The following is a 23,058-nucleotide window of genomic DNA, read 5'->3' as shown; positions in this document are numbered from 1 at the left end:
CTGCACGAAGACTGACGCCATGACAGTCTTGATCGTCGGCGCGTCAGTGGCGGGAGTGCGTACCGCGCAGGCCCTGCGCATGGCCGGCTACAGCGACGCGATCACGGTGGTGGGCGACGAACGGCACGTGCCGTACGACAAGCCGCCGCTCTCCAAGGAAATGATCGAACGCGATGGGGCACCTGACGTGGTTCCGCTCGTGCAGAAGGCTGAGCTTGCCTCGCTGGACCTCGACCTGCGCCTGGGCTCCGCGGCTGTCTCCCTCGACGCGGCGAGCCGCTTGGTCACCCTGGCCGACGGTGCGCAGATCCCGTTCGACCGTCTGGTGATCGCCACCGGGGTGCGTCCCAGGACACTGCCGGGGATCGGCGATCTCGCCGGCGTGCACACGATCCGTTCGGTGGACGATGCTGCTGCGCTGCGCTCGGCCCTGGGACGACGACCGCGGGTGGTGGTCATCGGCGCGGGTTTCATCGGGGCCGAGTTCGCCTCGGCAGCGGTGGGACACGGCGTCGACGTCTCGATCGTCGAGGCGCAGCCCGTCCCCCTGGCGCACGTGCTGGGAGCGGACGTCGGTCGTGAGCTCGCCCGGCTCCACGGCGCCAACGGCGTCCGTCTCGAGACCGGCGTCGGCTTCGAACGGTTCGTCGGTGACGGCCACGTCACCGGGGTACGGCTGACCGACGGGCGCGTGCTGCCGGCGGACCTCGTCGTTGTCGGCATCGGCGCCGTGCCCAACACCGAGTGGCTCACGTCGTCCGGCCTGCCCGTCAACGACGGGGTGGTCTGCGACGAGGATCTGCAGGTCGCGGGCTGGACCGGCATCTACGCGGCCGGCGACGTGGCGCTTCGCCAGCATCCGCTTTACGGCACCCGGCTCCGCATCGAGCACTGGACCAATGCCAACGAGCACGCGTCGATCGTCGCTGCGAGCATCACCGGCGGCGAGCCGCCGCGCCCTCAGGCTCCCTATGTCTGGTCCGATCAGTACGGCCGTCGCATCCAGATTGTCGGAAGGCCGGCTGCGGGGTCGGTCGCGTTGACTCGTGGCAGCGTCGACTCGGACACTTACGTCGCAGTGTACGCCGACGACGGGGGTCTGGTCGTCGGCGCCGTGGCGCTCGATGATCCGCGAACGCTGATGCGCTGCCGCAAGGCCGTGACCGGGCGCCATCAGGTCGAGGCGCTCACTGCCGCCCTCGTTCCGACGGCACTCTGAGCGGCCGCTCGAGCCCGTGCCGATCCCGCCCGGCAGCCCTCTCGATCCGGGACGACGCGTCCGAGCAGCCCGTGTGGTCGGAAGTGTGTGAGCGCCGAGCCACGGAGCTACGAGGGCACGAGGGCCGCTCCCTCGCGGGCCAGGTCGAGTGCCACGTCGACCAGCAGGTCCTCCTGCCCGCCGACCATCTTGCGCAGCCCGGCCTCCACGAGGATGTCGCGTGCGTTCAGAACGTGCTCGGCGGCGATGCGCTCCGAGTCCAGCAGGAAGCTCGAGTACACCGCGTAGCCGAGCGAGAGCGTCTCACGATCTACCCGGACCGGGCGGGTCATCCGGGACCGAACGAGGTCGTCGGCGGCGTCCATCAGCGCGAACAGATCGCAGCCGTGCTTCCAGCCCGTCAGATCGGCGACCGCGACGAAGGCCTCGAGGGGCAGTTGCCTGCTCCGGCCCGGAGGCCGGCGAGCGAGGCATCGACGCGGTGCGCCCCCTCCTCCGCGGCGAGCACGGAGTTCGCGACGGCGAGCCCGAGGTTGTGGTGCGCGTGCACACCGATCGCCGTCGAGGCGGCGAGCACGTCGCGGGGACGCGGTAGTGAACGCCGGTCATCGTGAGGCGATCGCCCGACTCGGTCACGTAGACGCACTCGGCTCCCGCCGCCCCCTGATGAGAGCCTGACGGGCAAGCGTGTCTGGATCGGCCATGTGGCTCATCATCAGGAGTTCCGCGACATCGAGGCCGAGATCACGGGCCGTGCCCACGTGCTGGACCGCGATGTCGGCCTCGGTGCAGTGGGTCGCGATGCGCACCGAGGTGATGCCCAAGGTCGGCGGCGGCCTTGAAATCGTGGACCGTGCCGATGCCGGGCAGCAGGAGCGTGGTCAGGCGGGCGTTGCTGGCGACGTAGGCCACCGCGGAGATCCACTCGGCTGTCTCGCCAGGTGGACGACGGTGTCGTGATCGAGTTGACCATGCGCCGATCGTTCGGGCTGCGCGATGGGGAGCGAACGCTCTTTCCGCTTGGCAGAACGAAGCCAATTCCCGCCGTGATCGTTGATGCAGACTCCCTGTGTCCGCCATCGAGGAAGGTGCTCATGGGTCTGCAACGCAACGTGTTCACGATGCTCGACCGTTCTGCTCGTTCATACTACGGCGATCATGAGTGTCTCGGTTTCGAGGGTGAGGCCAGGACCTTCCGGCAGCTGCGAGACAGAGCTCTCTCCGTCGCGGCGGGTCTGGAGGCGCACGGCGTCAAGCCCGGAGATCGAGTCGCCGTGATGATGGGCAACCGTATCGAATGGCCCGAAGTGTTCTTCGGACTCGCAGCGATGGGCGCCGTCTGCGTTCCCGTTAACGTGCTGCTGGTCGGGCCCGAGATCGAGCACGTGTGCGACGACAGTGGAGCGCGCGTGCTCGTGATGGACGAGATCGCGTCGCAGAGCGTCGCCGGTCTGGCGTCGGCCTTCGAGTTGGTCGTCACCGTCGGCGGTGCGGTCGCGCCGGAGGGGGTGACCTCGGTGGGGTACGAGAAGGTGCTGTCCAGCGGATCGCCCGACGACCGACCGACGGGTTCCGACCTCGATGACGAGTTCGTCCTCTACTACAGTTCGGGCACCACCGGCCGCCCGAAGGCTGCCGTTCACACTCACGGAGGCGTGCTGTGGAACGCCTTCGGACAGGTGCTTGGTCTGCACCTCACCCGCGACGTGAGGTACGCGGTGGTGCCGTCGTTCTCGTGGGCCGCGGGCTTCCACATCGTGTTCCTGCCGCTGATCTGGATCGGTGGCTACTCCCAGATCAAGCGCACCGGGAGCACGACCGCCGACGACATCGTGCGGATGCTGGTGGACGACCGCATCACCCACGTGATGCTGGTCCCGAGCATCCTGCGCGAGCTTCTCAAGCGGCCCGACCTGATGGAGGAGCTCAGGACGAGCTCGTTGCAGTGGATCATCACCGGATCGGAGCCGGTGCCGCGGTCGGTCATCGACCCGTGCGTCGAGGCACTGCCCGGCGTCGCCGTCGTGCAGGGCTACGGCCTGTCGGAGTTCCCCGCTGTCGCCACCGTGCTCGAGGCGCACGAGGTCGCCGACCACGACGGATCGGCAGGACGACCCCTGCCGCACTGCGACGTCGCGGTGCGCGGCGAGTCCGGACAGGTCGAGTCCTCGGGAAGGGGGGAGCTGTTGATCCGGTCGAACGCGACTATGCGCGGCTACCACAACCGGCTGGAGCAGACCGCCGAGGCCTTCCGCGACGGCTGGATGAACACCGGCGACCTCGTCGACCTCGACGAGGACGGCTTCGTCACGGTCGTCGGACGCACCAAGGACCTGATCATCTCGGGCGGCCTCAACGTCTACCCGAAGGAGGTCGAGGACGTGATCCACACGCTTCCCGGCGTCGTCGAGGTGGCCGTCGTCGGAGTGCCGGACGAACGTTTCGGCGAAGCGCCGGTCGCGATCGTCGTCGCGGACGGCGAGTTCGATGAGGTGGAGGTCCACCGAGTGTGCGAGGAGCAGCTCGCCAAGTACAAGCGACCACGCCAGGTCTTCGTCCGTGCCGAGGCACTCCCGCGCAATGCCAACGCCAAGCTGCTCAAGCGCGAGCTTCGTCCGTGGGCCGAGGCGCGGATCGCGGGCACGACCGCGTAGGCCCCACGCGCCGACCCGATCGGAGATGACTCCCGGTATGTCCGACATCCTCTACGACGTCAAGGAGCACGTCGCCACCATCACACTGAACCGGCCGCAGAAGGTCAACGCCTTCCGTTTCGACCACGTGGGCGAGATCGAGCGGCTGGTGCAGCAGAGCGCGGACGACCCCGAGGTGCGCGTCGTCGTGATCACCGGTACCGGACGTGCGTTTTCCGTCGGCGGAGATGTGAGCGTGCTTGGTCAGGGCGGGGCCACCGCGGGCATGTCCGACAGTGATGCCTGGTCGCTGCTGTGCGACGGGGCGCAGCGCACGATCGAGGCCATCCGCGCGACCAGACCGGTCACGGTCGCGGCGATCAACGGAGCGTGCGCCGGAGGAGCCCTCGCCCTGGCCTGCGCCACCGACCTTCGGATCGCCACGCGATCGTCCCGTATCACCACGGCGTTCGCCAAGTCGGGCAACCGGCTGACATGGGCCTGCCGTGGACGTTGACAAGGCTCCTCGGGAGCGCCCGCGCGGCGGAGCTCATGCTGCTGTCGGAGACGATCGACGCCGAGTGTGCCGAACGTTTCGGGCTCGTGAGCCACGTGTTCGACGACCCGGACTTCGTGGACGAGGTCGCAGCGCTGACCTCACGTCTGGCCGGGTTCGCGCCCCTGGCGCTGCAGGCGATGAAGATGAATCTCCTCGACAGCCAGCATCTTCCGTTGGCCCGCTACCTCGACTCCGAGATCACGCGCTACGTCGACAACTCTCACACCGACGACAGTCGCGAGGCCGCCCACGCCTTCCTGGAGCGGCGACCTCCGCAGATCGCGGGTCGCTGAACCAACCCGTCCGTCCGCCCTCGATTCGCTGAGGAGATCGATGACCGAGACCGTGATCGACCACTCGCACCTGCTGCGTGACTTCGAGGGCAAGCGCGCTCTCGTGACCGGCGCCGGTGCCGGCATCGGTCGTCAGACGGCGTTGGTGCTGGCGGCGCGTGGTGCGCGCGTGCTCGCGACCGACGTCGACGTCGAGGCGGCCGCTGAGACCGCACGCCAGGTGACGGCCGCCGGTGGACAGGCCGTCGCCGGGTGGTGCGACGTCACGGACGAGCGATCGGTGCGATCCATGGTCGACTCGGCGGCGGCCGAGCTGGGCGGTCTCGACTTCGCGATCAACAACGCCGGCACGGACGGCACGCTCGCCTCGGTCATCAAGCAGCCGCGCGAGGTGTGGGATCGGGTGATCGCCGTCAACCTGACCGGCGTGTTCCTGTGTATGAAGTACGAGCTCCCACTCCTGGTCGAGGGAGGCGGGGCGATCGTCAACATCTCCTCGATCGCCGGCGTGCAGGGCTTTCCCGGCATGTCTCCCTATGTCGCGTCGAAGCACGGAGTCATCGGCCTGTCTCGCTCAGCCGCAGCGGAGTACGGCACGCTCGGCGTGCGGGTCAACACCGTCTGTCCAGGGAGCACCAACACCCAGATGAACGAGCGCACCAACGAGGTCGCTGCTCGCCACATCATCGAGACCACCCCGCTGCGGCGGATGGCTGAGCCGGGGGAGATCGCGACGGTCATCGCCTTCCTCTGCTCGGAGAACGCGTCGTTCGTCACTGGCGCCGAGGTCGTCGTCGACGGAGGCGTCACGATGTCCTACTGACGCCCGCGATCGAGAGGGGCGATACCCATGCTGACGACCTGGTGGTTTGAGGACTTCGCCGTCGGTCAGGTCTTTTGCGCGCGGCGAAAACCATCACCGAGTCCGACATCACCACGTTTCCGACGTGGAGCTGGGACACGAACCCGTCGCACGCCGACGCGGTGGCCGCGCGCGGTGGACGGTTCGGACGATCACTCACGGCCTGCTCGGTTTGTCGACGGCGATGGGATTCGCGTCGCGGCTCACCGCGTTCGAGCAGTGCTCGATCGCTCTGCTGGGCGTCGACGCCCGGGCCTTCGTCGCCCCGCTCTCCGCCCCAGGCAAGGTGAGCTGTCGCGTCGAAATCGCCGGTGCCCGCAGGACGTCACGAGGGGCGCCGGCATCCTCGACCGATCGTTCGAGCTCGTCGACCACCGGGGGACGTCGCGTCCAGCACGGGCGGATCGGCCTGGTGGTCGCGCCCCGACCAGACGGACGGGTCAGTTGAGTTCGCGCGCGGAGTAGCCCAGCATGTCCCGGGCGATGAGGAGCCGCAGGACCTCGCCGGGACCCTCGTAGATGTCGGTGATGCGCGAGTCACGCATCGCCTGCTCGAGGAAGTAGTCCTTCGACGTGCTGTTGGGCCCGAGGATGTCCATGCACTCGCGGATGATCCGGCGCGCACCGCCGGCCGCGGCAACCTTGGCCATCGCGGTCCGGACCTTGTCGCGGCCCTGCGTCTGGTGCAGCCACCGGGTGTGCAGGAGCGTCATGTAGCCCGCCTCGTACTCGGCCTCGAGATCGATGAACCGGTCTGCCGCAGCCGTGGACCGGGCCGCCGAGGCCGTGTAGTCGATCTCGACGCCGGCCTCCTCCAGCGCCCCGCGGGTGATGTCGAGCGCCGCGCTGATGAGTCCCAGCGCCTCGGCGGCGATCAGCGAGCGGGTGCCGTTGAACTCGTTGAGGGCGTCCTTGAGACTGCCTCGCAGCCGATTGACGTCGGGGATGCGATAGTCGTCGAGCGCGAAGCTCGCGAGGTCCCGGTTGCGGATGCCCAGCTTCTTGAACTGCCTGCCGAGGGTGAACCCAGGCCGATCCTTCTCGACCACGAACAGTCCGATGCTGTGGGGGCCTTCTTCCGGCACGCGAGCCATCGTGACGATGCCGGCGGCCTCCTGCACCTGGGAGATGAAGATCTTCTCGCCGTTCAGGACCCAGTCGCCAGTGGCCGAGTCCCGGACAGCCGTCATGCGCATCGACGATGGGTCGGAGCCTGCTCCGGGCTCGGTCATGCCCCACGACAGGAAGCCGTACCCGTCGCCCCACTTTTCGTACTGCTCAGGCGTGCCGACCGCCTTGAGCAGGAACTTCGAGAGGTTGGTGTCGAATGCGTCCGCGTCGACCGGCCGGGGGTAGAAGGGCTTGGCACCCTTGCACTCCTCGAGATAGATCAGCGCCTCCATCAGGTCGTAGCCGCTCGTCTCGTCGATGCGCTGGCGCAGGAGGTTGCGGACGTGGAGGAACTCCGCCTCCTCGGGCACCGGCATCGTGACCGAGCCGTTCAGGTCGTGGTCCTGCGGGCGGTCGAACTCACGAGCGTAGCGGCGGTACACCGTCGCCTGGCGCGCCGTCTCTGCGAGCAGCTCGGCTTCGAACGGGTTGGGGTCGAAGTTGATCATGTTGTCTCGTTCTCCAGTGCTCGTCAGACGCCGACCGTCAAGCTCAACGTGGCGGTCGTCTTGGCATTCCGGTACCACGCCTCGACGGGGTTCTCGGTGATGTAGCCGTGGCCGCCCATGAGCTGGACGCCTTCGTCGACGATCCAGTTCGACCTCTTCACCGCGAGGGCGTGGGCGAGGCGAGGTGTTCGGGCGCCACCGATCCCCTTGTCGATGTGGGTGGCGGCGCGCCAGCTCATCCATCGCATCGACTCGACGTCGATGAGCATGTCAACGAGCCGCAGGGCGACCGTCTGCTTTCGGGCGAGCGGGCTGCCGTGGGCCGACCGCATCTTCGTGTACTCGACGGAGTGCTCGTGCACCGCGCGACACAGACCCGTGAGGATGGCGCTGGCGGCGGTCCACGAGCTGTTGACGAGTGCGGGGATGTCGCTCTCGCCGAGCAGGTCCGCCGGGTCAATCGGGAGGTCGCGCAAGGTGATGTCTCGGAATCTCTGAGCCGTCAGTCCCATGGTCTCGCGCGTGGGTCCAATTTCGAGCCCCGCACGGTCCGCCGGCACGATCACCGCGACGAGTCGCTCGTTGTGACGCGCCGTCACCAGGAAGTGCTGGCACCTGTCCGCCAACGGCACGAGGGTCTTCGTGCCGTTCAGGACCAGTCCGTCGGGCGTCGTGGTGAGGGCGGTCGCGGGGGACTGCGGATCATCGAGCAGGCCCAGCTCGGTGGCCGTGATCGCGGCTGTCGCGTGGCTCGAGTCGGCGTACGTCGCAAGCACCGTGCGTCGTTGGTGGTCGGTGCCGAACTCGGCTACGGCGCGGACGAAGGCGGTCGTCGCGGAGAACGCGGCGGCCGTATTCGCGTCCGCCCACGCCAGCTCCTCGAGCACGATGGCCGAAAGAACACGCGGGTAGAGCTCGTCGCCTGTAAGGCCTGCCTCCGCGAGCGTCTGGACCAGACCGATCTGCCCGAACGACCGAAGCGCGTCATCGAGCACGGAGGGGTCGTCCTCGATGTGGCTCGCCATCGGCCGCAGCTCTGTGCGTGCGAACTCTCGAACAACGTCGGCGATCGCCTGCTCGTCGTCGGTCGGCATGAAGGAAATCACTCCTAGGACCGTAGAACCTCGGTGAAAGCGGTGCCCGCGGTTGTTCCGCTGCACGAAACCAGGTCAAGCGACGCGTCCGTCGGGTTCCACAGATGATCGGGGTCCTGTGGCACGTCTGCCGGTCCTGTCGCTGGTCAGGGCGCTGCGGTCTAGCGGAAGCGCCGAAGCCCCTTGAAGCTGGTGCTCGAACCGATCTGGGAAGCGGATTTCCACCCGTGCAACTACGGGTTCCGTCCCGGACGGCGAGCCCATGACGCGGTGGCCGAGGTGCGCTACTTCACGTCCAAGTCGTATGAGTGGATCGTGGAGGGCGACATCACGGCCTGTTTCGATGAGATCTCGCACCCGGCGCTTATGGCGCGGGTACGGCTACGAATCGCGGACCGCCGCGTCCTGGCACTGGTGAAGGCGTTCCTCAAAGCAGGCATGACCGGGTAATCAGATGGCTACGCCGCAAACACCGCCGGATCACCTGGAAAGACCTCCGACGCCGCTACTGCGGCGGCGGTTGGTGGCCCACCAGCCAGGAAGGGAACTGTTCAACCCGGCCACGGTCGCGATCATCCGCTACCGCTACCGGGGAACGGTCATCCCCACCCCCTGGCCAAGCACCTGATCGACAACGCCCGCCCACCCGGGACCTGTGGAGCGCCCGGTGCCGTGAAAGTGGCACGCCGGGTGCGGGAAGCGGCCCGAAGAAACGGACCGGTCGAAAGACCAGCACCGCGCTTCGGGCCGACTTTCACACCCACATCAGCGCGGCGATGCGGCAGATTATCGCCGGCCGGGACTGGCTGACCGTGATCCGGCTACCGGCCTATACCCCGGACCTGAACCCGACCGAGGGCGTCTGGTCCCACCACAAACGCAGCATCGGCAACCTCGCCGTGACCGGCGTCGATCATCTCCTCACGGTCATCAAGAACCGACTCAAGAGCGTCCAGTACCGCACCGACCTGCTCGACGGCTTCCTCGCTCAGACCGGACTGACACTCGAACCCGACACAATCTGACCATTCAACGTCTGTATCTGCGAAAGCACGGTTGGTCCACACTCATTCGCCGACCGGACCGGCAGGCGGCGCTGCGCACGATCCGGGGCGACGACCAATGTGCGCCTTCGCCGTGCCGCCCGATCCCGAACGGTAGGCCGCGATCCGGGCGGCAATGCGGTCGCGCCACGCCCGTGAGGGCGACACACCAGCCCTATGATGCCGCCGGCTCCCGCGCCGCGAGCAGGTCGAGCGTGATGTCGACGATCATGTCCTCCTGGCCGCCGACCAGTTGGCGCCGGCCGACCTCGAGCAGGATCGTGCGTACGTCGATGCCGTAGCGCTCCGACGCGGCCTCGGCGTGCCGGAGAAAGCTGGAGTAGACGCCGGCGTACCCCAGGGTGAGCGTCTCCCGGTCGACCCGTACCGGCCGGTCCTGCAACGGCCGGACCAGGTCGTCGGCGGCGTCCTGTAGCGCGAACAGGTCGGCCCGGACCTTCCAGCCCTGCAGGTTGGCGACGGCGACGAACGGCTCGATCGGGCAGTTGCCGGCTCCGGCGCCGTGGCCGGCGAGCGAGGCGTCGACGCGGCGCACACCCTCCTCGACGGCCACGACCGAGTTGGCGACGGAGAGCGAGAGGTTCTCGTGGGCGTGGATGCCCAGCTCCGTGGCCGGGTCGAGCACGTCCCGGTAGGCGCGGATCCGTTCGCGCACGCCATCCATCGTGAGCCGACCGCCGGAGTCGGTGACGTAGACGCAGTGGGCGCCGTACGACTCCATCAGCTTCGCCTGCCGCGCGAGGCCGGCGGCGTCGTTGAGGTGGCTCATCATCAGGAAGCCCGACACGTCCATGCCGAGCTCGCGGGCAGTCGCTATGTGCTGGGCGGCGACGTCGGCCTCGGTGCAGTGGGTCGCCACCCGCACCGAGCGGACGCCCAGCGAGTAGGCGTGCTTCAGTTCGGCGATCGTGCCCACGCCCGGCAGCAGCAGCGTGGTCAGCCGAGCCCGGGAGAGGTTGGCGGCAGCGGCCTCGATCCACTCCCAGTCGGTGTTGCTGCCCGGACCGTAGTTGACCGAGCTGCCGGCGAGCCCGTCCCCGTGGGCGACCTCGATGGCGTCGACGCCGCCCGCGTCGAGTGCGGCCACGATCCGGCCGACGTCGGCGGGAGCGATGCGGTGGCGTACGGCGTGCATTCCATCGCGCAGGGTGACGTCCTGGAGGAAGATGTCGGTCATTCGGCCACCTCCGTGGGCTTGTGAGTGGTCAGGCGCTCCGCGGTGCGCAGGGCCGCGGAGGTCATGATGTCGAGGTTGCCGGCGTACGCCGGCAGATAGTGCGCAGCGCCCTCCACCTCGAGGAACACCGACACCTGATGGCTCAGCGGCGCTGTGCCGGCCAGCGTGTGCACCGGCTGGCCCTGGGGGATCGCCGTGATCTGTACCTGCTGCTTGAGCCGGTACCCCGGCACGTAGGCGGCCACGTCGGCGACCATCTGCTCGATGGAGGAACGGATGCGGTCGTGCACGGCCGGATCGTCGGCGCCGATCAGACAGAAGACCGTGTCGCGCATGATCAGCGGCGGCTCCGCCGGGTTGAGGATGATGATGGCCTTGCCGCGCGCCGCCCCACCGACGGTCTCGATCGCGTGCGAGGTGGTCTCGGTGAACTCGTCGATGTTGGCCCGGGTGCCCGGCCCGGCCGACCTGGAGGCGATCGAGGCGACGATCTCGGCGTAGGCGACCGGGGTGACCCGGGAGACCGCGGCGACGATCGGGATGGTCGCCTGGCCGCCGCAGGTGACCATGTTGACGTTCCGGGCGTCGAGGTGCTCGCCGAGGTTGACCGCCGGCACCACGAACGGGCCGAGGGCCGCAGGCGTCAGGTCGATGAGACGCTTTCCGTACGGTGCCAGCCGGGCCGCGTTGGCCTCGTGGGCCTTCGCGCTGGTGGCGTCGAAGACGATCTCGATGTCGTCGAAGCCGTCCATCGCGATGAGCCCGTCGACGCCCTCGTGGGTGGTGGGCACCTTGAGGCGACGAGCGCGGGCCAGGCCGTCGGACGCCGGGTCGATGCCGACCATGGCGCCCATCTCGAGGGTGTCGGAGAGCCGAATTATCTTGATCATCAGGTCGGTGCCGATGTTGCCCGACCCGATGATCGCGACCTTGGTCTTGCTCATGCTCGCTCCTCCTGTGCCGAGAACGTGGTGGTCACGCTGCCGAGGCCGCTGATCTCGGCCGTCACCAGGGCGCCGGGATGGACGGGGTGCATCGGGCCGAGCGCGCCGGAGAGCACCACCTGGCCGGCTCGCAGCGGCTCCCCGAACTCCCGGGCGGTGCGGGCGAGCCAGGCCAGCGCCTCCAGGGGGTCGCCGAGGCAGGCGGCGCCGTTTCCGGTGGAGACGACCTCGCCGTCGACGAGCATCCGCATCTCGACCTCGGCCGGCTCGACCTCGGCGAGCGTACGGCGCTCCGAGCCGAGCACGTAGAGCCCGCTGGACGCGTTGTCGGCGACGGTGTCGGCGAAGGTGATCTCCCATCCGGCGATCCGGCTGTCGACGATCTCCAGTGCCGCGACGGCGTAGGCGACAGACGCCCGCACCTGGGCCGGATCGAGCGGGCCGTCCGCCAGGTCGGCGCCGAGGACGAAGGCGATCTCGGCCTCTGCCCTGGGTTGCAGCAGCCGCTCGGTGGGCAACTCGGCCCCCGTGGCGAACTCCATGTCGTCGAACAGCACGCCGAAGTCGGGCTGGTCGACGCCGAGCTGAGCCTGGACGGCGGGGGACGTCAGGCCGATCTTGCGGCCGACCACCCTGGCCCCGTTCACAAGACGTAACTCGCTCAACCGCTCCTGCACGGCGTACGCCGTGGCGATGTCGTCGGGATCGATGAGGTCGCGCAACGGTGGACAGGGAATCCGGTCACGCGCGGCCGCGCGGAGGCGCTCGGCGGCCGCACCGACCGGTGTCCTGGGATCGGCAAGGGTGACGTCCATGCTGCACACTTTGGCGATCACAGGTCCATTTACCGAGCGAAGTGTTCCGCTTGCCGGAATGGGGCGCAGCCTTGCGTGTTGCCGGCGAGCTTTCGGCGCACTTCTCCCTGGGTGCGCGTCGAGCAGTACGATACAGCCCGGATCGACGAGGGTCGGAGTTTCCTGAGCAGCGACGCGCCGCCCAGCCTCGGCCTGGGATCTTTCCAACTCATCGCCACGGGGTGCGTACGCATCGACGGTCCGTCGACCGCCGGATGCGGCGCAATCTGACTATGGGCGAGCCGAGGACAGCAATCGACCGTAGCCGGGAGTGGCTCGTGGATCCGAAGCGTCCTGAGTGAGAACCTGCCACAGCAGCGCCTGGTTACAGGTGACGACCGGCAGGCCGGTCAGGTCCTCGATCCCGGAGATGGCTCGCGCGGTCTGCGTACCCGCGCAGCTGACCGGCACGGCGTCGGCCGCAGAGCGTCGACCCGGGAGGCAATGGCGATCCACTCCTAGCTAGTGTGCCGAGTCGTTAGTTCGTTGGTGGATTGCGGGTATGGGTGATGGCCGTGGTCCGAAGCTGGCGCGGCTGGAGTTGACCGCCGAGGAGCGGGAGGCGTTGCGGGGGCTGGCGCGGCGGCCGAACACGGCGCAGGCGTTGGCGGTGCGGGCGCGGATCGTGCTGGCGTGTGCCCAAGGGCTGTCGAACAGCGAGGTGTCTCGCCGGCTTGGGGTGTCGTTGCCGACGGTCGGCAAGTGGCGTAAGCGGTTCGTGGCCGATCGGGTGGACGGGCTGCGCGACGAACCGCGTCCGGGTGCGCCACGAAAGATCGGCGACGCCCAGGTCGAGGCGGTGATCACAAAGACGCTCGATGAGATGCCGCCCAATCAGGACAGTCGCCGGTCGACACGGTCGATGACCACTGGGACGGTCTCGACCTGCTCAACCGGATGCTCGCCGTCACCGAAACCGCGGCACACCTTGAGTTGCTGGTCGCGCAGGGGCGTCTGACCCGAGCCGACGTCGACGGCCTACGCTGCTACGCGGATGCCTGATTGAGAGAACTCGGCCACTCCGTCCGCGACCTTGGTCAGGGAGAGTGCCAGCCGGCGAGTGTAACGCTCTTCGATATTTGCGGGCGCCGCTCCATGTCGTCATGATCAACGGGATGACTCAAAAGTCGCCAGCCTCGTGGCGCATCTCGGCGAGGATGGTGACCAGGGTCGTGACGCTGTCCGCCGGCAGGCCGGGTTGGGTGAACACCTGGGCGTTGAGCTCCTCGGTCGCCTTGGCCGCCAGTTCCCGTCCCTTCGGGAGAAGTTCGACGAGCGTGGTGCGCCGGTCGGTGGGGTGGGGAGTTCGCTTGACGAGGCCGGCGGCTTCGAGTCGGTCGACAGCGTTGGTGACGCTGGTCGCATGCACCTGGAGCCGGTTGCCGATCTTGGCCATGGGCAGGGAGCCGGCGCGGCTGAAGTGCAGGAGCATCAGGAGTTCGTAGCGGGCGAAGGTCACACCGTAGGGCCGTAGGACGGACTCGACGCGGGCGAGGGCGATCTGTTGCGCGCGCATGAGCGATGTCACTGCTGCCATTCCGCCGGCCGCAGCCTCCCAGCCGTGGGCGGCCCACTGGCGGCGCGCTTCGGCGATCGGGTCGAGGGGGAGGTGGTCGCGAGCGGGCATGGGGCCATTCTAGAGCGTGGCGCACGATACGTGGACTTCGGATAGTTGGGTGCCCTAGGGTTTCCCGCGACCGCCTCGTAGCGTGCATGCGTAATGCGAACAGTCGGTTACTGCGTCGTCACGACTCCCTCGGCTTAGGAGCGCCATGAGTCAGCCGAATTCCTCGTCCCGGCCCCCGTTGCACGTGCCGGTGCATCCGGTGCGTTTCGTGACCGCGGCCAGTCTCTTTGACGGGCACGACGCCGCCATCACGATCATGCGACGGTTGCTGCAGAGCCAGGGCGCCGAGGTCGTGCACCTCGGCCACGACCGCAGCGTCGAGGAGGTCGTTACGGCGGCGGTGCAGGAGGACGTGCAGGGCGTGGCGATCTCCTCCTACCAGGGTGGGCACGTCGAATACTTCAGCTACCTGACCGAGCGCCTCGGCGAGCGCGGGGCGGGACACGTGCGGGTGTTCGGCGGCGGCGGCGGGACGATCGTGCCCGAGGAGATCGCCCTCCTAGCGGAGCGTGGCGTGCGCATCTTCAGCCCACAGGACGGCCAGCGCCTGGGTCTGCCCGGCATGATCAACGAACTGATCCGGGACTGCGACGTCGACCTGTCGGCCCAGGGGCCGGTCATCGACGCGCTGCTGGCCGGGGACGACGCCGCGCTGGCGCGGGCAATCACGGTGCTGGAGGCGGGCGCCGACGCAGCGCTGGCCGACGCGGTCCAGTCCGCCGCGGCGTCGCGCAACGGTCCGGTGCTGGGCATCACCGGGACGGGCGGCTCCGGAAAGTCGTCGCTGACCGACGAACTGGTACGCCGGCTGCGCCGCGACAGTGAGGACAAGGTCCGGGTGGCCGTGTTGGCGGTCGACCCGACCCGTCGGCGCGGTGGCACGTTGCTGGGTGACCGGATCCGGATGAACAGCATCGCGCCGGGCACGGTCTTCTTCCGCTCGTTGGCGACCCGGACCCCGGGTGCTCAAGTGCCCGAGCACCTGGACGACATCGTGGCCGCCTGCAAGGCCGCCGGCTACGATTTGGTCATCATCGAGACGCCCGGCATCGGCCAGGGCGACGCGGCGATCGTGCCGTACGCGGACGTGTCCGTGTACGTGATGACGCCGGAGTTCGGCGCACCTAGCCAGCTCGAGAAGATCGACATGCTGGACCTGGCCGACGTGGTGGCCATCAACAAGTTCGAGCGCCGCGGCGCGGAAGACGCGTTGCGTGACGTGGCTCGGCAGTTGGTGCGCAACCGCGAACAGTTCGGCACCCCGTGGCGGGACATGCCGGTCTTCGGCACGAGCGCGGCCCGCTTCGACGACGATGGTGTGACCGCCCTGTACCACCACCTCAAGCAGCTGCTTGGCGAGCATGGCCTGTCGGCCTTCCCCGGTGTGCTGCCGGTCGTACCAGGCCGCACCTCCACCAGCCTGCGGTCGGTGCTGCCGGCGGGGCGGGAGCGTTACCTGGCGGACATCGCGCAAACGGTACGCGGCTACCACGCCACCACGGCAGAGCAGATGGAACTCGTTCGCCGCCGCCAGCATCTGCGGACCACCCGGGACCTGCTCGCGGCAGCCGGCGATTCGGCCGAGGTCTCGGTCGCCGCGCTGTTGGAGCGGACCGAGCAGAGCCTGCGCGGTGACGTGCGCGAGCTGCTGGAGCAGTGGAAGGATGTCCGCACTCGCTACGGCGGTGACGAGTACGTCTACACCGTCCGCGGCAAGGAGATTCGCACCCCGCTGACCCGCACGACTCTTTCGGGTACCAAGCTGCCGCGGGTGGCCCTGCCGCGCGAGGGCGACGACGGGCAGCTGCTGCGGTTCCTGCGTAACGAGAACCTGCCCGGCTTCTTCCCGTTCACCGCCGGGGTGTTCCCGTTCAAGCGGACCGAGGAAGCGCCGGCGCGGATGTTCGCCGGCGAGGGCGACGCCTTCCGCACCAACCGCCGCTTCCACCTGCTCAGCGCCGGCCAGCCGGCGACCCGCCTGTCCACGGCGTTCGACTCGGTCACCCTCTACGGCCGGGACCCCGACCAGCGCCCCGACATCTACGGCAAGATCGGGACCTCAGGCGTCTCCATCGCCACCGTCGACGACATGCGCGAGCTGTACGCCGGGTTCGACCTGTGTGCGCCGAACACCTCGGTGTCGATGACCATCAACGGGCCGGCGCCGACGATCCTGGCGATGTTCTTCAACGCCGCAATCGACCAGCAGCTGGACCGGTTCCGTGCGGCTGAGGGCCGGGAACCCTCCGCCGAGGAGGTCGCCCAGATTCGGGCGCGCGCCCTGTCGACGGTCCGCGGCACGGTGCAGGCCGACATCCTCAAGGAGGATCAGGGGCAGAACACCTGCATCTTCTCCACGGAGTTCGCCCTGCGCGCCATGGCGGACATCCAGGAGTGGTTCATCGCCCATCAGGTGCGCAACTTCTACTCGGTGAGTATCAGCGGCTATCACATCGCCGAGGCCGGAGCGAACCCGATCAGTCAGTTGGCGTTCACCCTGGCCAACGGCTTCACCTACGTCGAGGCGTACCTGGCGCGGGGTATGAACATCGACGACTTCGCACCCAACCTGTCGTTCTTCTTCTCCAACGGGATGGACGCGGAGTACACCGTCATCGGGCGGGTGGCCCGGCGGATCTGGGCGGTCGCGATGCGCGACCGGTACGGCGCGGGCGATCGGGCGCAGAAGCTGAAGTACCACGTGCAGACCTCCGGCCGGTCGTTGCACGCCCAGGAGATGGACTTCAACGACATCCGCACCACGCTGCAGGCGCTGTGCGCCATCTACGACAACGCCAACAGCCTGCACACCAACGCCTATGACGAGGCGGTCACCACCCCCACCGCACAGTCGGTGCGCCGGGCCCTGGCGATTCAGATGATCATCGATGCCGAGTGCGGGCTGGCCGACACCGAGAATGTGCTGCAGGGCTCCTACATCGTCGAGCAGCTCACCGACCTGGTCGAGGAGGCGGTGCTCGCCGAGTTCGACCGGCTCGCCGACCGCGGCGGAGTGCTCGGCGCGATGGAGACCGGCTACCAGCGCGGCCGCATCCAGGACGAGTCGATGCTCTACGAGCATAAGAAGCACGACGGGTCGCTGCCCATCATCGGCGTCAACACGTTCCTCGCCGAGGACTCCGACAAGCCGGCCCAGGTCATCGAGCTGGCGCGGGGCACCGACGAGGAGAAGCAGGCGCAACTGGATCGGCTCGCCGCCTTCCACGCCCAGCATGCGATGGAGACTCCCGCCGCGTTGGAGCGGCTCAAGGCCGCCGCAACCAGCGGCGGCAACATCTTCGAGGCGCTGATGGACGCCGTCCGCCACTGCTCCCTCGGGCAGATCAGCGACGCGTTCTTCGAGGTCGGCGGCCAGTACCGCCGCAACGTGTGACGCGCTTCGCCGGGGTGCGGCGAATTGTGATAGCGGACCGGTGCCGCGGATGCGGCCCGGCTAGCTGGAGGTGGATGGGTGAGCTCGGAGAAAGTTCTCCTCGTTGAAGGTGCCCGGACCCCGGTGGGCAGTTTCGGTGGCGCGTTCAAGGACGTGCCGGCGCATGAGCTCGGGGCTACCGCGGTCAGGGCGGCACTGTCCCGGGCGGGCGTGCCCTCCGAGGCGGTCGACGAGGTGGTGATGGGTTGCATCGGCCAGGTGGGGCCGGACGCGTACAACGCGCGCCGGGTGGCATTGTCCGCAGGCCTGCCGATCAGCACTCCGGCGTACACGGTGAACCGGTTGTGCGGCAGCGGGTTGCAGGCGCTCTGGTCGGCGGCCGCGCAGATGCGGTGGGGCGCCGCGGACATTGCCGTGGCCGGCGGGGACGAGAACATGACGGGGATGCCGTTCTACGATTTCGGCGCCCGGTCAGGCTACAAGCTTGGTGACCGGACCCTGATCGACGGCACGGTGATGATGTTGACCGACCCGTTCCACGGTATCCACATGGGGATCACCGCGGAGAACGTGGCCCGGAACTACGGCGTCTCCCGGCAGGACCAGGACGAGTTCGCCGTGGAGTCGCAGCGCCGGGCGGCGTCGGACGGGGCCCGGGCGGCCTTCGGCGAGGAGATTGTCCCGGTCGAGGTCGGCGGGCGCAGGCCGGTGACGGTCGAGCGGGACGAGCACCCGCGGCCGGAGACGACGTTGGAGGTGCTGGCCGGGCTGCGGCCCGCGTTCGAGCAGGGCGGCACGGTCACGGCGGGCAACGCGTCGGGGATCAACGACGGCGCCGCGGCGGTGGTGCTGGCCCGGGAGTCTGTCGCCGTGCAGCGGGGTCTGAGCGCGCTGGTGAGTCTGGAGGCGGTGGCGACCGCGGCGATGGAGCCGTCGCTGATGGGCTATGCCCCGGTGCTGGCGCTGCAGAAGTTGTTCGACCAGACGGGCACGAGTGCCCGCGACATCGACGTGGTCGAGTGCAATGAGGCGTTCGCGGCCCAGGCGGTGGCGGTGATCCGGGACGCGAAGCTGGACCCGGAGCGGACCAACCCGTACGGCGGGGCCATCGCGCTGGGCCACCCGGTCGGCGCCACCGGCGCGATCCTGGCCCTGCGGGTGGCCAAGCACCTGGCCCGCACGGACGGGGAACTCGGCATTGTCACCATGTGCATCGGCGGGGGACAGGCCATGGCTGCCCTCTTCCGCCGCGTCTGAGAGAAAGGACCGGTCGATGGTCGAGCCCGTGTTGTACGTCGTCGACGGCAACGTCGCCCGTATCACCCTCAACCGCCCGGAGGTGTCCAACGCGGCCGACCTGCCGGCCGCGTACGCGTTCGAGGCGGCGGTGAAGCGCGCCGGCGCGGATGACGAGGTGCGGGCCATCCTGCTCACCGGGGCTGGCCCGCGCTTCTGCGCGGGTGGTGACCTCGCATCGATGGCGGCCGCCGAGGACCCCGCCGGCTACGTACGCGAACTGGCCATGGTCCTCGACCGGGGCCTGCGACGCCTGGCCGCGCTGCCCAAACCGGTCGTCGCCGCCGTACACGGGGCGGTCGCCGGCGCGGGCCTGGGCGTCGTCCTCAGCGCGGACCTGGTGGTGGCTGCCTGCTCGACGAATTTCGCCTTCGCCTACACCAGGGTGGGGCTGACCCCCGACTGCGGGGTGTCCGTGCTGCTGCCCCGGGCGATCGGCCAGCAGCGCGCCCTGCAGATGGCGCTCACGCCGCGCCCACTCAGCGCCGAGCAGGCACGAGATTGGGGACTGATCGCCGAAGTCGTGGAAGACGAGTCAGTGGTGGCACGGGCGACGGCAATCGCCGAACAACTCGCGAAAGGCCCGACCAGGGCTTACGGCGAGGCCAAGCGCCTGCTACGCACCGGATGGGAAGCGTCGCCCGAGGACATCTCACGCGACGAGGCCGACACCATCGCCCGTCTCGTCGCTGGCAAGGAAGCCGCCGCCCTCATCGCCACATTTCTTGCCCGGGTCAGCAGCTCGGCCGCGCGAGTTCAATGACCTGCGTCGGTCTAGTCACCGGACCGAGCACCGGAGAATACGTGTCCGGGCAAAGGGCCGAGGTCGCGTGCGGTGGTGATGCCATGGCGGCCCCTGCGGGCGGCGTTGCTAACGCAACGATGTTGAATCGGATTCGGCCGTCGAGTCAACGACAGGCTTGGCCGGCATTAGGGCGTGTCTCGTGGATCTTCGGGGCGGGTTTTGGTAGATAGATTGGCGTGTCTCGACGGCATGAGTTGACCGATGACGAGTGGGCGCTTCTGGCGCCGTTGCTGCCAGCGGATCCGCCGCGTGGGGGCCGGTGGCGTGACCATCGGACGACGGTCTCGGGGATCTTGTACCGGGAACGTACCGGGATTCCGTGGCGTGACCTGCCGGAGCGGTTCGGTCCGTGGAAGACGGTCTACCAGCGCAAACGCAGGTGGGCGATGGATGGGACCTGGTCGCGGATCTGCGCGGCGTTGCGGATCGACTGCGACGCCGAGGAAGGCGACGAGTGGACGGTCGGAGTGGACACCTCCTCGATCCGGGCGCACCAGCACGCGGCGGGTGCGCGGCACGCCCCGGCGGCGGATCACCCAAAAAGGGGGAAGCCGCCAGGGACGAAAAGGGCGGAAGGGAAGCCCTCGGCCGGTCCCGTGGCGGGTTGACCACCAAGCTGCACCTGGCCGCTGACCGTCGTTGCCGTCCGATCGCCCGGCACACCACGTGCGGGCAGCGGGCCGACTGTACCGGCTTCACGCAGGTCATGGCCGCTATCCGGATCCCGCGCCGGGTCGGCCGGCCGCGTACCCGCCCCGGGCATGTCCTGGCTGACAAGGCGTACAGCTCGAAGGCTATCCGTTCTCACTTACGCCGCCGCGGCTTCATGGCCACGATCCCGATCAAGGCCGATCAGGCGGCCAACCGTCGCAAGAAGGGATCTCGCGGCGGCCGGCCGCCGACCTTCGACCGGGAGCGCTACAAGCAGCGCAACACCGCTGAGCGGGCGTTCAACAAGCTCAAGCAGTTCCGGGCGGTCGCGACCAGGTACGACAAGCGCGACTACATGTACCGGGCCACCGTCGACATCGCCACGATGAAGATCTGGCTACGTGACCTCGCCCAAGATCGACGAGACACGGCCTAGGCGCAAGGCCGGGTAGTTAGGGCGTTGCGGCTGCTGTCAAGCGGGGTTTGCGGGGTTTGCGGGGTGGGGATGGTGTGGGTGGTGGGAGTGGTTCGGTGGTGTCGTCGTGGATGGTGATGGCGAGGTTGGTGATCTTCTGGTTGGTGGTGGGTCTGCCGGGTGGGTGTTTGGCGTAGCGGGACAGTGGTGATTTGACGCGGCGGGTGCTGGTGCGTGCTCGGCGTGGTGGGAGGAGTTCAGCGAGGACGGCGCGGCCGATAGCGCCGGTGAGGTCGGTGTTCTCGGGCAGGACGTCGGCGGCGTTGGTGAGTTGTTCCCGGGCGGTGTGCAGGGCGATGGTGAAGCTGGCCCGGTCGGGGTCGGTCCCGGGCCGGGTTTCGGTGGCGTGGACCATCGCGGTGCGCAGCGCCTGGTAGACGGTCAGCAGTGCCCACAGTTCCTGCTGGATGCCGGTCGGGTCGCCGGAGCGCAGGATTCGTCCGTGCAGGATGGTGTGGCGCAGGGCGTAGTACGCCGATTCGTGTTCCCAGCGCTGGTGATAGAGCTCGACCAGGCGGTGTGCCGGGTGCCGGCGGGGGTCGCGCAGGGAGGTGACGAGGCGGTAGACGCCGGTGTAGGTGGTGGCGTCGGCGCAGGTGACGGTGACGGTGGCGTCGATGACCCGGACGGGGACGTGGTTGAGGACGCTCAGGTATGAGCCGTCGTCGAGGCGGGCCAGGACCGGCAGGCGGCGGTTGCCGCGCAGCCGGCCCAGGAATTGGGCGCCGGTGCCGGCGACCGCGGTCAGGAACATGTTGGAGTCGAAGCCCTTGTCCCACAGCACGAGCATGCCGGCATCCAGCAGATGCAGCAGTTTGCTGGCGTAGCTGGTCTCGCCCTCGGCGGTCGGTCCGAACACCGCACCGAGCATGCCGCGGGTGCCGGTCTCGACCAGCGTCATCAACTCCACCGCCGGGTAGCCGTTTCCGGTGCGTTTGCCGAGCCAGGCACGGTTGCGGGCGGTGTCGGCGGTGCGTTGGGAGGTACAACCGTCGAAGGACACCGTGCGATAGCGGCCGAACCGCACCCCGGGAGTGTGTGGCTGCGCGAGAGGCCCGGCGAGGACCTCGAAGAGGGCCTTCACCGGAGCGGGACCGACGCGGCGGCGCAGGTCACGTAGCCCTTTACCCGATGGGACGACCACGACCAGCCCCACCAGCCCGGCGATCATCTTGGCCCAGACCCGCCGGTAGCCGACCTCCGGGAACAGGCACATCGCCAGCACGAAGTACACCCCGACCCGGGACGGCAGGTTCCGTAGTCTTGCCTGCACCGTACCGGTCTCGGCCAGCACCGCATCGACGAGTTCAAAGGGCACGATCGAGGTGAGTTCCCCGAGATGGCCCGGGGCGAACACTCCCGCCGCGACCCGGACAGTGCGGGTGATGGCGGCCACAGTGCGGGACAGGGCAGAATGATCCGGCAACGGAACTCCCGGGCAGAAACGGTGGATCTTGGTCGACCGCCAGTTCTACCGGAGTTCCGTTGCTTTTACCGCCCCCGGGCCCATCGGCTTGACAGCCACGCCCGCCGCCTAACTACCCGGCCTTGGGCCTAGGTCGGCGGGACCGGCCTGGGCGGCGCTCAGGTTGGTGATCGCGTAGACGGTGACGGTGGACCAGCGGCCGGTGGTCAGGCTCAGTCGTCGGCGACGGATCCGTAGTGCTTGGGTGGCGTGCGGGAAGTCCAGGGCGAGTGGCCCGGTGCAGGTGACTGCCTGCAGGCGGCGGATGTCGTAGCGACTGTGCCCGCGGGTGCTGGTCTCGTCCTGGATCGGGACCTTCGCCCAGGGCAGGGTCTTGAGCTGGCGATACAGGCGCGGCTGGTTCTTCTTCACGGTGAAGACGTAGGCGGCCTTCTTGTCGTCGATCAGCCAGCGGGCATGCTCGCGTTGGGTGTGCATGGCGTCGGCGGTGATGACCACCGCGGTCAGGTCAAGCGGGCCCAGCAGCGGCCGGAAGCGGGTCAACTCGTTTGTCTTGCCGTCGACGTCGACCTGACCCAGGACCGTCCCGGTGTGCTGGTCCAGCACCGCGAGCAGATGCACCTGGGCGCCGGCCGGGCCGCTGCCTCGCAAGGTCTTGCCGTCCACGCTGTACACCCGCCGCTCGGTGTCCGCCGCCGGCCGGCACGCGAGGACCCACCGGCCGACCGTGTCGTCCAGGGCGTCAGCATCGACACCGGCCAGGACCCGCCGGAACATGGACTCGTCCGGAGCCCGATACAGCCCGGTGAACGGATCCCGGAACACGCCCAGTTCAGCAAGGACCTGCTGCGGCGCGTCAGCGGCCCACTCCGCGACCGCCGCCGCGGAACGGGCACCGGTCAGCACCGCCGCGACCGCCGTGGCCAGGACCCCAGGCAACGCATGGACGACACCGCGGGGATCTCGCCGGTCCGGCACCGCACTCAACGCCGCGACCAGGCTCGACCGGCGCTGCGCCGGCAACGACTTGTCCAGGCGGTCCGCGTGCACGGCCAACACGTCAATC

General features: G+C 68.7%; 23 protein-coding genes and 1 pseudogene. 12 read left to right on the top strand and 12 right to left on the bottom strand.

Annotation, left to right across the window (positions count from 1 at the left end):
* Window positions 1-19 precede the first annotated feature (19 nt).
* Window positions 20-1,219, top strand: coding sequence for an NAD(P)/FAD-dependent oxidoreductase (locus tag JD77_RS01190; protein ID WP_145772651.1), 1,200 nt, complete (start codon window positions 20-22; stop codon window positions 1,217-1,219).
* Window positions 1,220-1,326: 107 nt separating this feature from the next.
* On the opposite strand, the gene JD77_RS35355 is transcribed toward JD77_RS01190, so the two are convergent.
* Together JD77_RS35355 and JD77_RS35350 are read right to left on the bottom strand one after the other, a co-directional pair.
* Window positions 1,327-1,584, bottom strand: a complete 258-nt coding sequence (locus tag JD77_RS35355; protein ID WP_170286300.1) for a hypothetical protein — start codon at window positions 1,582-1,584, stop codon at window positions 1,327-1,329.
* Between the two features lie 35 nt (window positions 1,585-1,619).
* Window positions 1,620-1,865 carry a hypothetical protein gene (locus JD77_RS35350; RefSeq protein WP_387227979.1) on the bottom strand — a complete coding sequence of 82 codons (246 nt, stop codon included), beginning with the start codon at window positions 1,863-1,865 and terminating at the stop codon, window positions 1,620-1,622.
* Window positions 1,866-2,020: 155 nt separating this feature from the next.
* Between JD77_RS35350 and JD77_RS35345 the strand changes: the two genes are divergently transcribed.
* The 4 genes and pseudogenes from JD77_RS35345 to JD77_RS01165 all read left to right on the top strand — a co-directional run bounded on the left by JD77_RS35345 (window position 2,021) and on the right by JD77_RS01165 (window position 5,527).
* Entirely contained in the window at window positions 2,021-2,179 is a 159-nt protein-coding gene (locus tag JD77_RS35345) for a hypothetical protein (protein ID WP_170286299.1), read from the top strand.
* On the top strand, window positions 2,176-3,873 hold the full coding sequence (locus JD77_RS01180) for a class I adenylate-forming enzyme family protein (protein ID WP_145772650.1): 1,698 nt from the start codon (window positions 2,176-2,178) through the stop codon (window positions 3,871-3,873). Before JD77_RS35345 ends, JD77_RS01180 begins: the two co-directional genes overlap by 4 nt.
* Window positions 3,800-4,704 (top strand): annotated as a pseudogene (locus JD77_RS35340) (enoyl-CoA hydratase/isomerase family protein). Before JD77_RS01180 ends, JD77_RS35340 begins: the two are co-directional and overlap by 74 nt.
* Before the next feature lie 40 nt (window positions 4,705-4,744).
* Window positions 4,745-5,527 (top strand): SDR family NAD(P)-dependent oxidoreductase, encoded by a 783-nt coding sequence (locus JD77_RS01165; RefSeq protein WP_145772647.1) that lies wholly within the window; start codon window positions 4,745-4,747, stop codon window positions 5,525-5,527.
* 195 nt (window positions 5,528-5,722) lie between these two features.
* On the opposite strand, the gene JD77_RS33210 is transcribed toward JD77_RS01165, so the two are convergent.
* The 3 genes from JD77_RS33210 to JD77_RS01150 all read right to left on the bottom strand — a co-directional run bounded on the left by JD77_RS33210 (window position 5,723) and on the right by JD77_RS01150 (window position 8,291).
* Entirely contained in the window at window positions 5,723-5,941 is a 219-nt protein-coding gene (locus JD77_RS33210; protein ID WP_246140483.1) for a hypothetical protein, read from the bottom strand.
* 65 nt (window positions 5,942-6,006) lie between these two features.
* A complete protein-coding gene (locus JD77_RS01155; protein WP_145772646.1) occupies window positions 6,007-7,185 on the bottom strand; it encodes an acyl-CoA dehydrogenase family protein in 1,179 nt (392 codons plus the stop codon).
* Between the two features lie 23 nt (window positions 7,186-7,208).
* Window positions 7,209-8,291, bottom strand: a complete 1,083-nt coding sequence (locus JD77_RS01150; RefSeq protein WP_145772645.1) for an acyl-CoA dehydrogenase family protein — start codon at window positions 8,289-8,291, stop codon at window positions 7,209-7,211.
* A 171-nt stretch (window positions 8,292-8,462) separates the two neighbouring features.
* On the opposite strand from JD77_RS01150, the gene JD77_RS01145 reads away from it, so the two are divergent.
* Window positions 8,463-8,729: an RNA-dependent RNA polymerase family protein gene (locus tag JD77_RS01145; protein WP_145772644.1), complete on the top strand. Its 267-nt coding sequence runs from the start codon at window positions 8,463-8,465 to the stop codon at window positions 8,727-8,729.
* Window positions 8,729-9,304 carry a transposase gene (locus JD77_RS35020; RefSeq protein ID WP_342799676.1) on the top strand — a complete coding sequence of 192 codons (576 nt, stop codon included), beginning with the start codon at window positions 8,729-8,731 and terminating at the stop codon, window positions 9,302-9,304. Before JD77_RS01145 ends, JD77_RS35020 begins: the two co-directional genes overlap by 1 nt.
* Window positions 9,305-9,497: 193 nt before the next feature.
* On the opposite strand, the gene dmpG is transcribed toward JD77_RS35020, so the two are convergent.
* The 4 genes from dmpG to JD77_RS35335 form a co-directional block, all read right to left on the bottom strand.
* Window positions 9,498-10,520 carry a 4-hydroxy-2-oxovalerate aldolase gene (dmpG, locus tag JD77_RS01135; RefSeq protein ID WP_145772643.1) on the bottom strand — a complete coding sequence of 341 codons (1,023 nt, stop codon included), beginning with the start codon at window positions 10,518-10,520 and terminating at the stop codon, window positions 9,498-9,500.
* Window positions 10,517-11,464 carry an acetaldehyde dehydrogenase (acetylating) gene (locus tag JD77_RS01130; RefSeq protein ID WP_145772642.1) on the bottom strand — a complete coding sequence of 316 codons (948 nt, stop codon included), beginning with the start codon at window positions 11,462-11,464 and terminating at the stop codon, window positions 10,517-10,519. The genes dmpG and JD77_RS01130 overlap by 4 nt, the downstream gene beginning before the upstream one ends.
* A complete protein-coding gene (locus tag JD77_RS01125) occupies window positions 11,461-12,279 on the bottom strand; it encodes a 2-keto-4-pentenoate hydratase (protein ID WP_145772641.1) in 819 nt (272 codons plus the stop codon). The genes JD77_RS01130 and JD77_RS01125 overlap by 4 nt, the downstream gene beginning before the upstream one ends.
* A 270-nt stretch (window positions 12,280-12,549) precedes the next feature.
* Window positions 12,550-12,774 (bottom strand): aspartate racemase/maleate isomerase family protein, encoded by a 225-nt coding sequence (locus tag JD77_RS35335; protein ID WP_170286343.1) that lies wholly within the window; start codon window positions 12,772-12,774, stop codon window positions 12,550-12,552.
* Between the two features lie 85 nt (window positions 12,775-12,859).
* Between JD77_RS35335 and JD77_RS01120 the strand changes: the two genes are divergently transcribed.
* Entirely contained in the window at window positions 12,860-13,276 is a 417-nt protein-coding gene (locus tag JD77_RS01120; protein ID WP_246140482.1) for a helix-turn-helix domain-containing protein, read from the top strand.
* Window positions 13,277-13,438: 162 nt separating this feature from the next.
* Here the strand turns inward: JD77_RS01120 and JD77_RS01115 are convergent, their stop codons facing one another.
* Window positions 13,439-13,945 (bottom strand): MarR family transcriptional regulator, encoded by a 507-nt coding sequence (locus JD77_RS01115; RefSeq protein WP_145772640.1) that lies wholly within the window; start codon window positions 13,943-13,945, stop codon window positions 13,439-13,441.
* Window positions 13,946-14,090: 145 nt separating this feature from the next.
* Between JD77_RS01115 and icmF the strand changes: the two genes are divergently transcribed.
* The 4 genes from icmF (at window position 14,091) to JD77_RS01095 (ending at window position 20,527) form a co-directional block, all read left to right on the top strand.
* On the top strand, window positions 14,091-17,339 hold the full coding sequence (icmF, locus tag JD77_RS01110; RefSeq protein WP_145772639.1) for a fused isobutyryl-CoA mutase/GTPase IcmF: 3,249 nt from the start codon (window positions 14,091-14,093) through the stop codon (window positions 17,337-17,339).
* A 78-nt stretch (window positions 17,340-17,417) separates the two neighbouring features.
* Window positions 17,418-18,596 (top strand): thiolase family protein, encoded by a 1,179-nt coding sequence (locus JD77_RS01105; RefSeq protein ID WP_145772638.1) that lies wholly within the window; start codon window positions 17,418-17,420, stop codon window positions 18,594-18,596.
* A 16-nt stretch (window positions 18,597-18,612) separates the two neighbouring features.
* The gene (locus tag JD77_RS01100) at window positions 18,613-19,398 is read left to right on the top strand and encodes an enoyl-CoA hydratase/isomerase family protein (protein ID WP_145772637.1); all 786 of its coding nucleotides are present in this window, start codon (window positions 18,613-18,615) and stop codon (window positions 19,396-19,398) included.
* A gap of 212 nt (window positions 19,399-19,610) precedes the next feature.
* A protein-coding gene (locus JD77_RS01095; RefSeq protein ID WP_425463588.1) for an IS5 family transposase occupies window positions 19,611-20,527 on the top strand; the annotation gives its coding sequence in 2 pieces (ribosomal slippage) (window positions 19,611-19,955 and window positions 19,958-20,527; 915 coding nt in all).
* Between the two features lie 16 nt (window positions 20,528-20,543).
* Here the strand turns inward: JD77_RS01095 and JD77_RS01090 are convergent.
* Both JD77_RS01090 and JD77_RS01085 read right to left on the bottom strand, forming a co-directional pair.
* Window positions 20,544-21,992 carry an IS4 family transposase gene (locus JD77_RS01090; RefSeq protein ID WP_170286341.1) on the bottom strand — a complete coding sequence of 483 codons (1,449 nt, stop codon included), beginning with the start codon at window positions 21,990-21,992 and terminating at the stop codon, window positions 20,544-20,546.
* 108 nt (window positions 21,993-22,100) lie between these two features.
* Window positions 22,101-23,042 (bottom strand): ISAs1 family transposase, encoded by a 942-nt coding sequence (locus JD77_RS01085; RefSeq protein WP_246140480.1) that lies wholly within the window; start codon window positions 23,040-23,042, stop codon window positions 22,101-22,103.
* Window positions 23,043-23,058 lie beyond the last annotated feature (16 nt).

Source organism: Micromonospora olivasterospora, assembly GCF_007830265.1.
GTDB lineage: Bacteria > Actinomycetota > Actinomycetes > Mycobacteriales > Micromonosporaceae > Micromonospora > Micromonospora olivasterospora.
The sequence above is the reverse complement of the archived record's forward strand: the minus strand, read 5'-3'. Positions and strand labels throughout refer to the sequence as shown.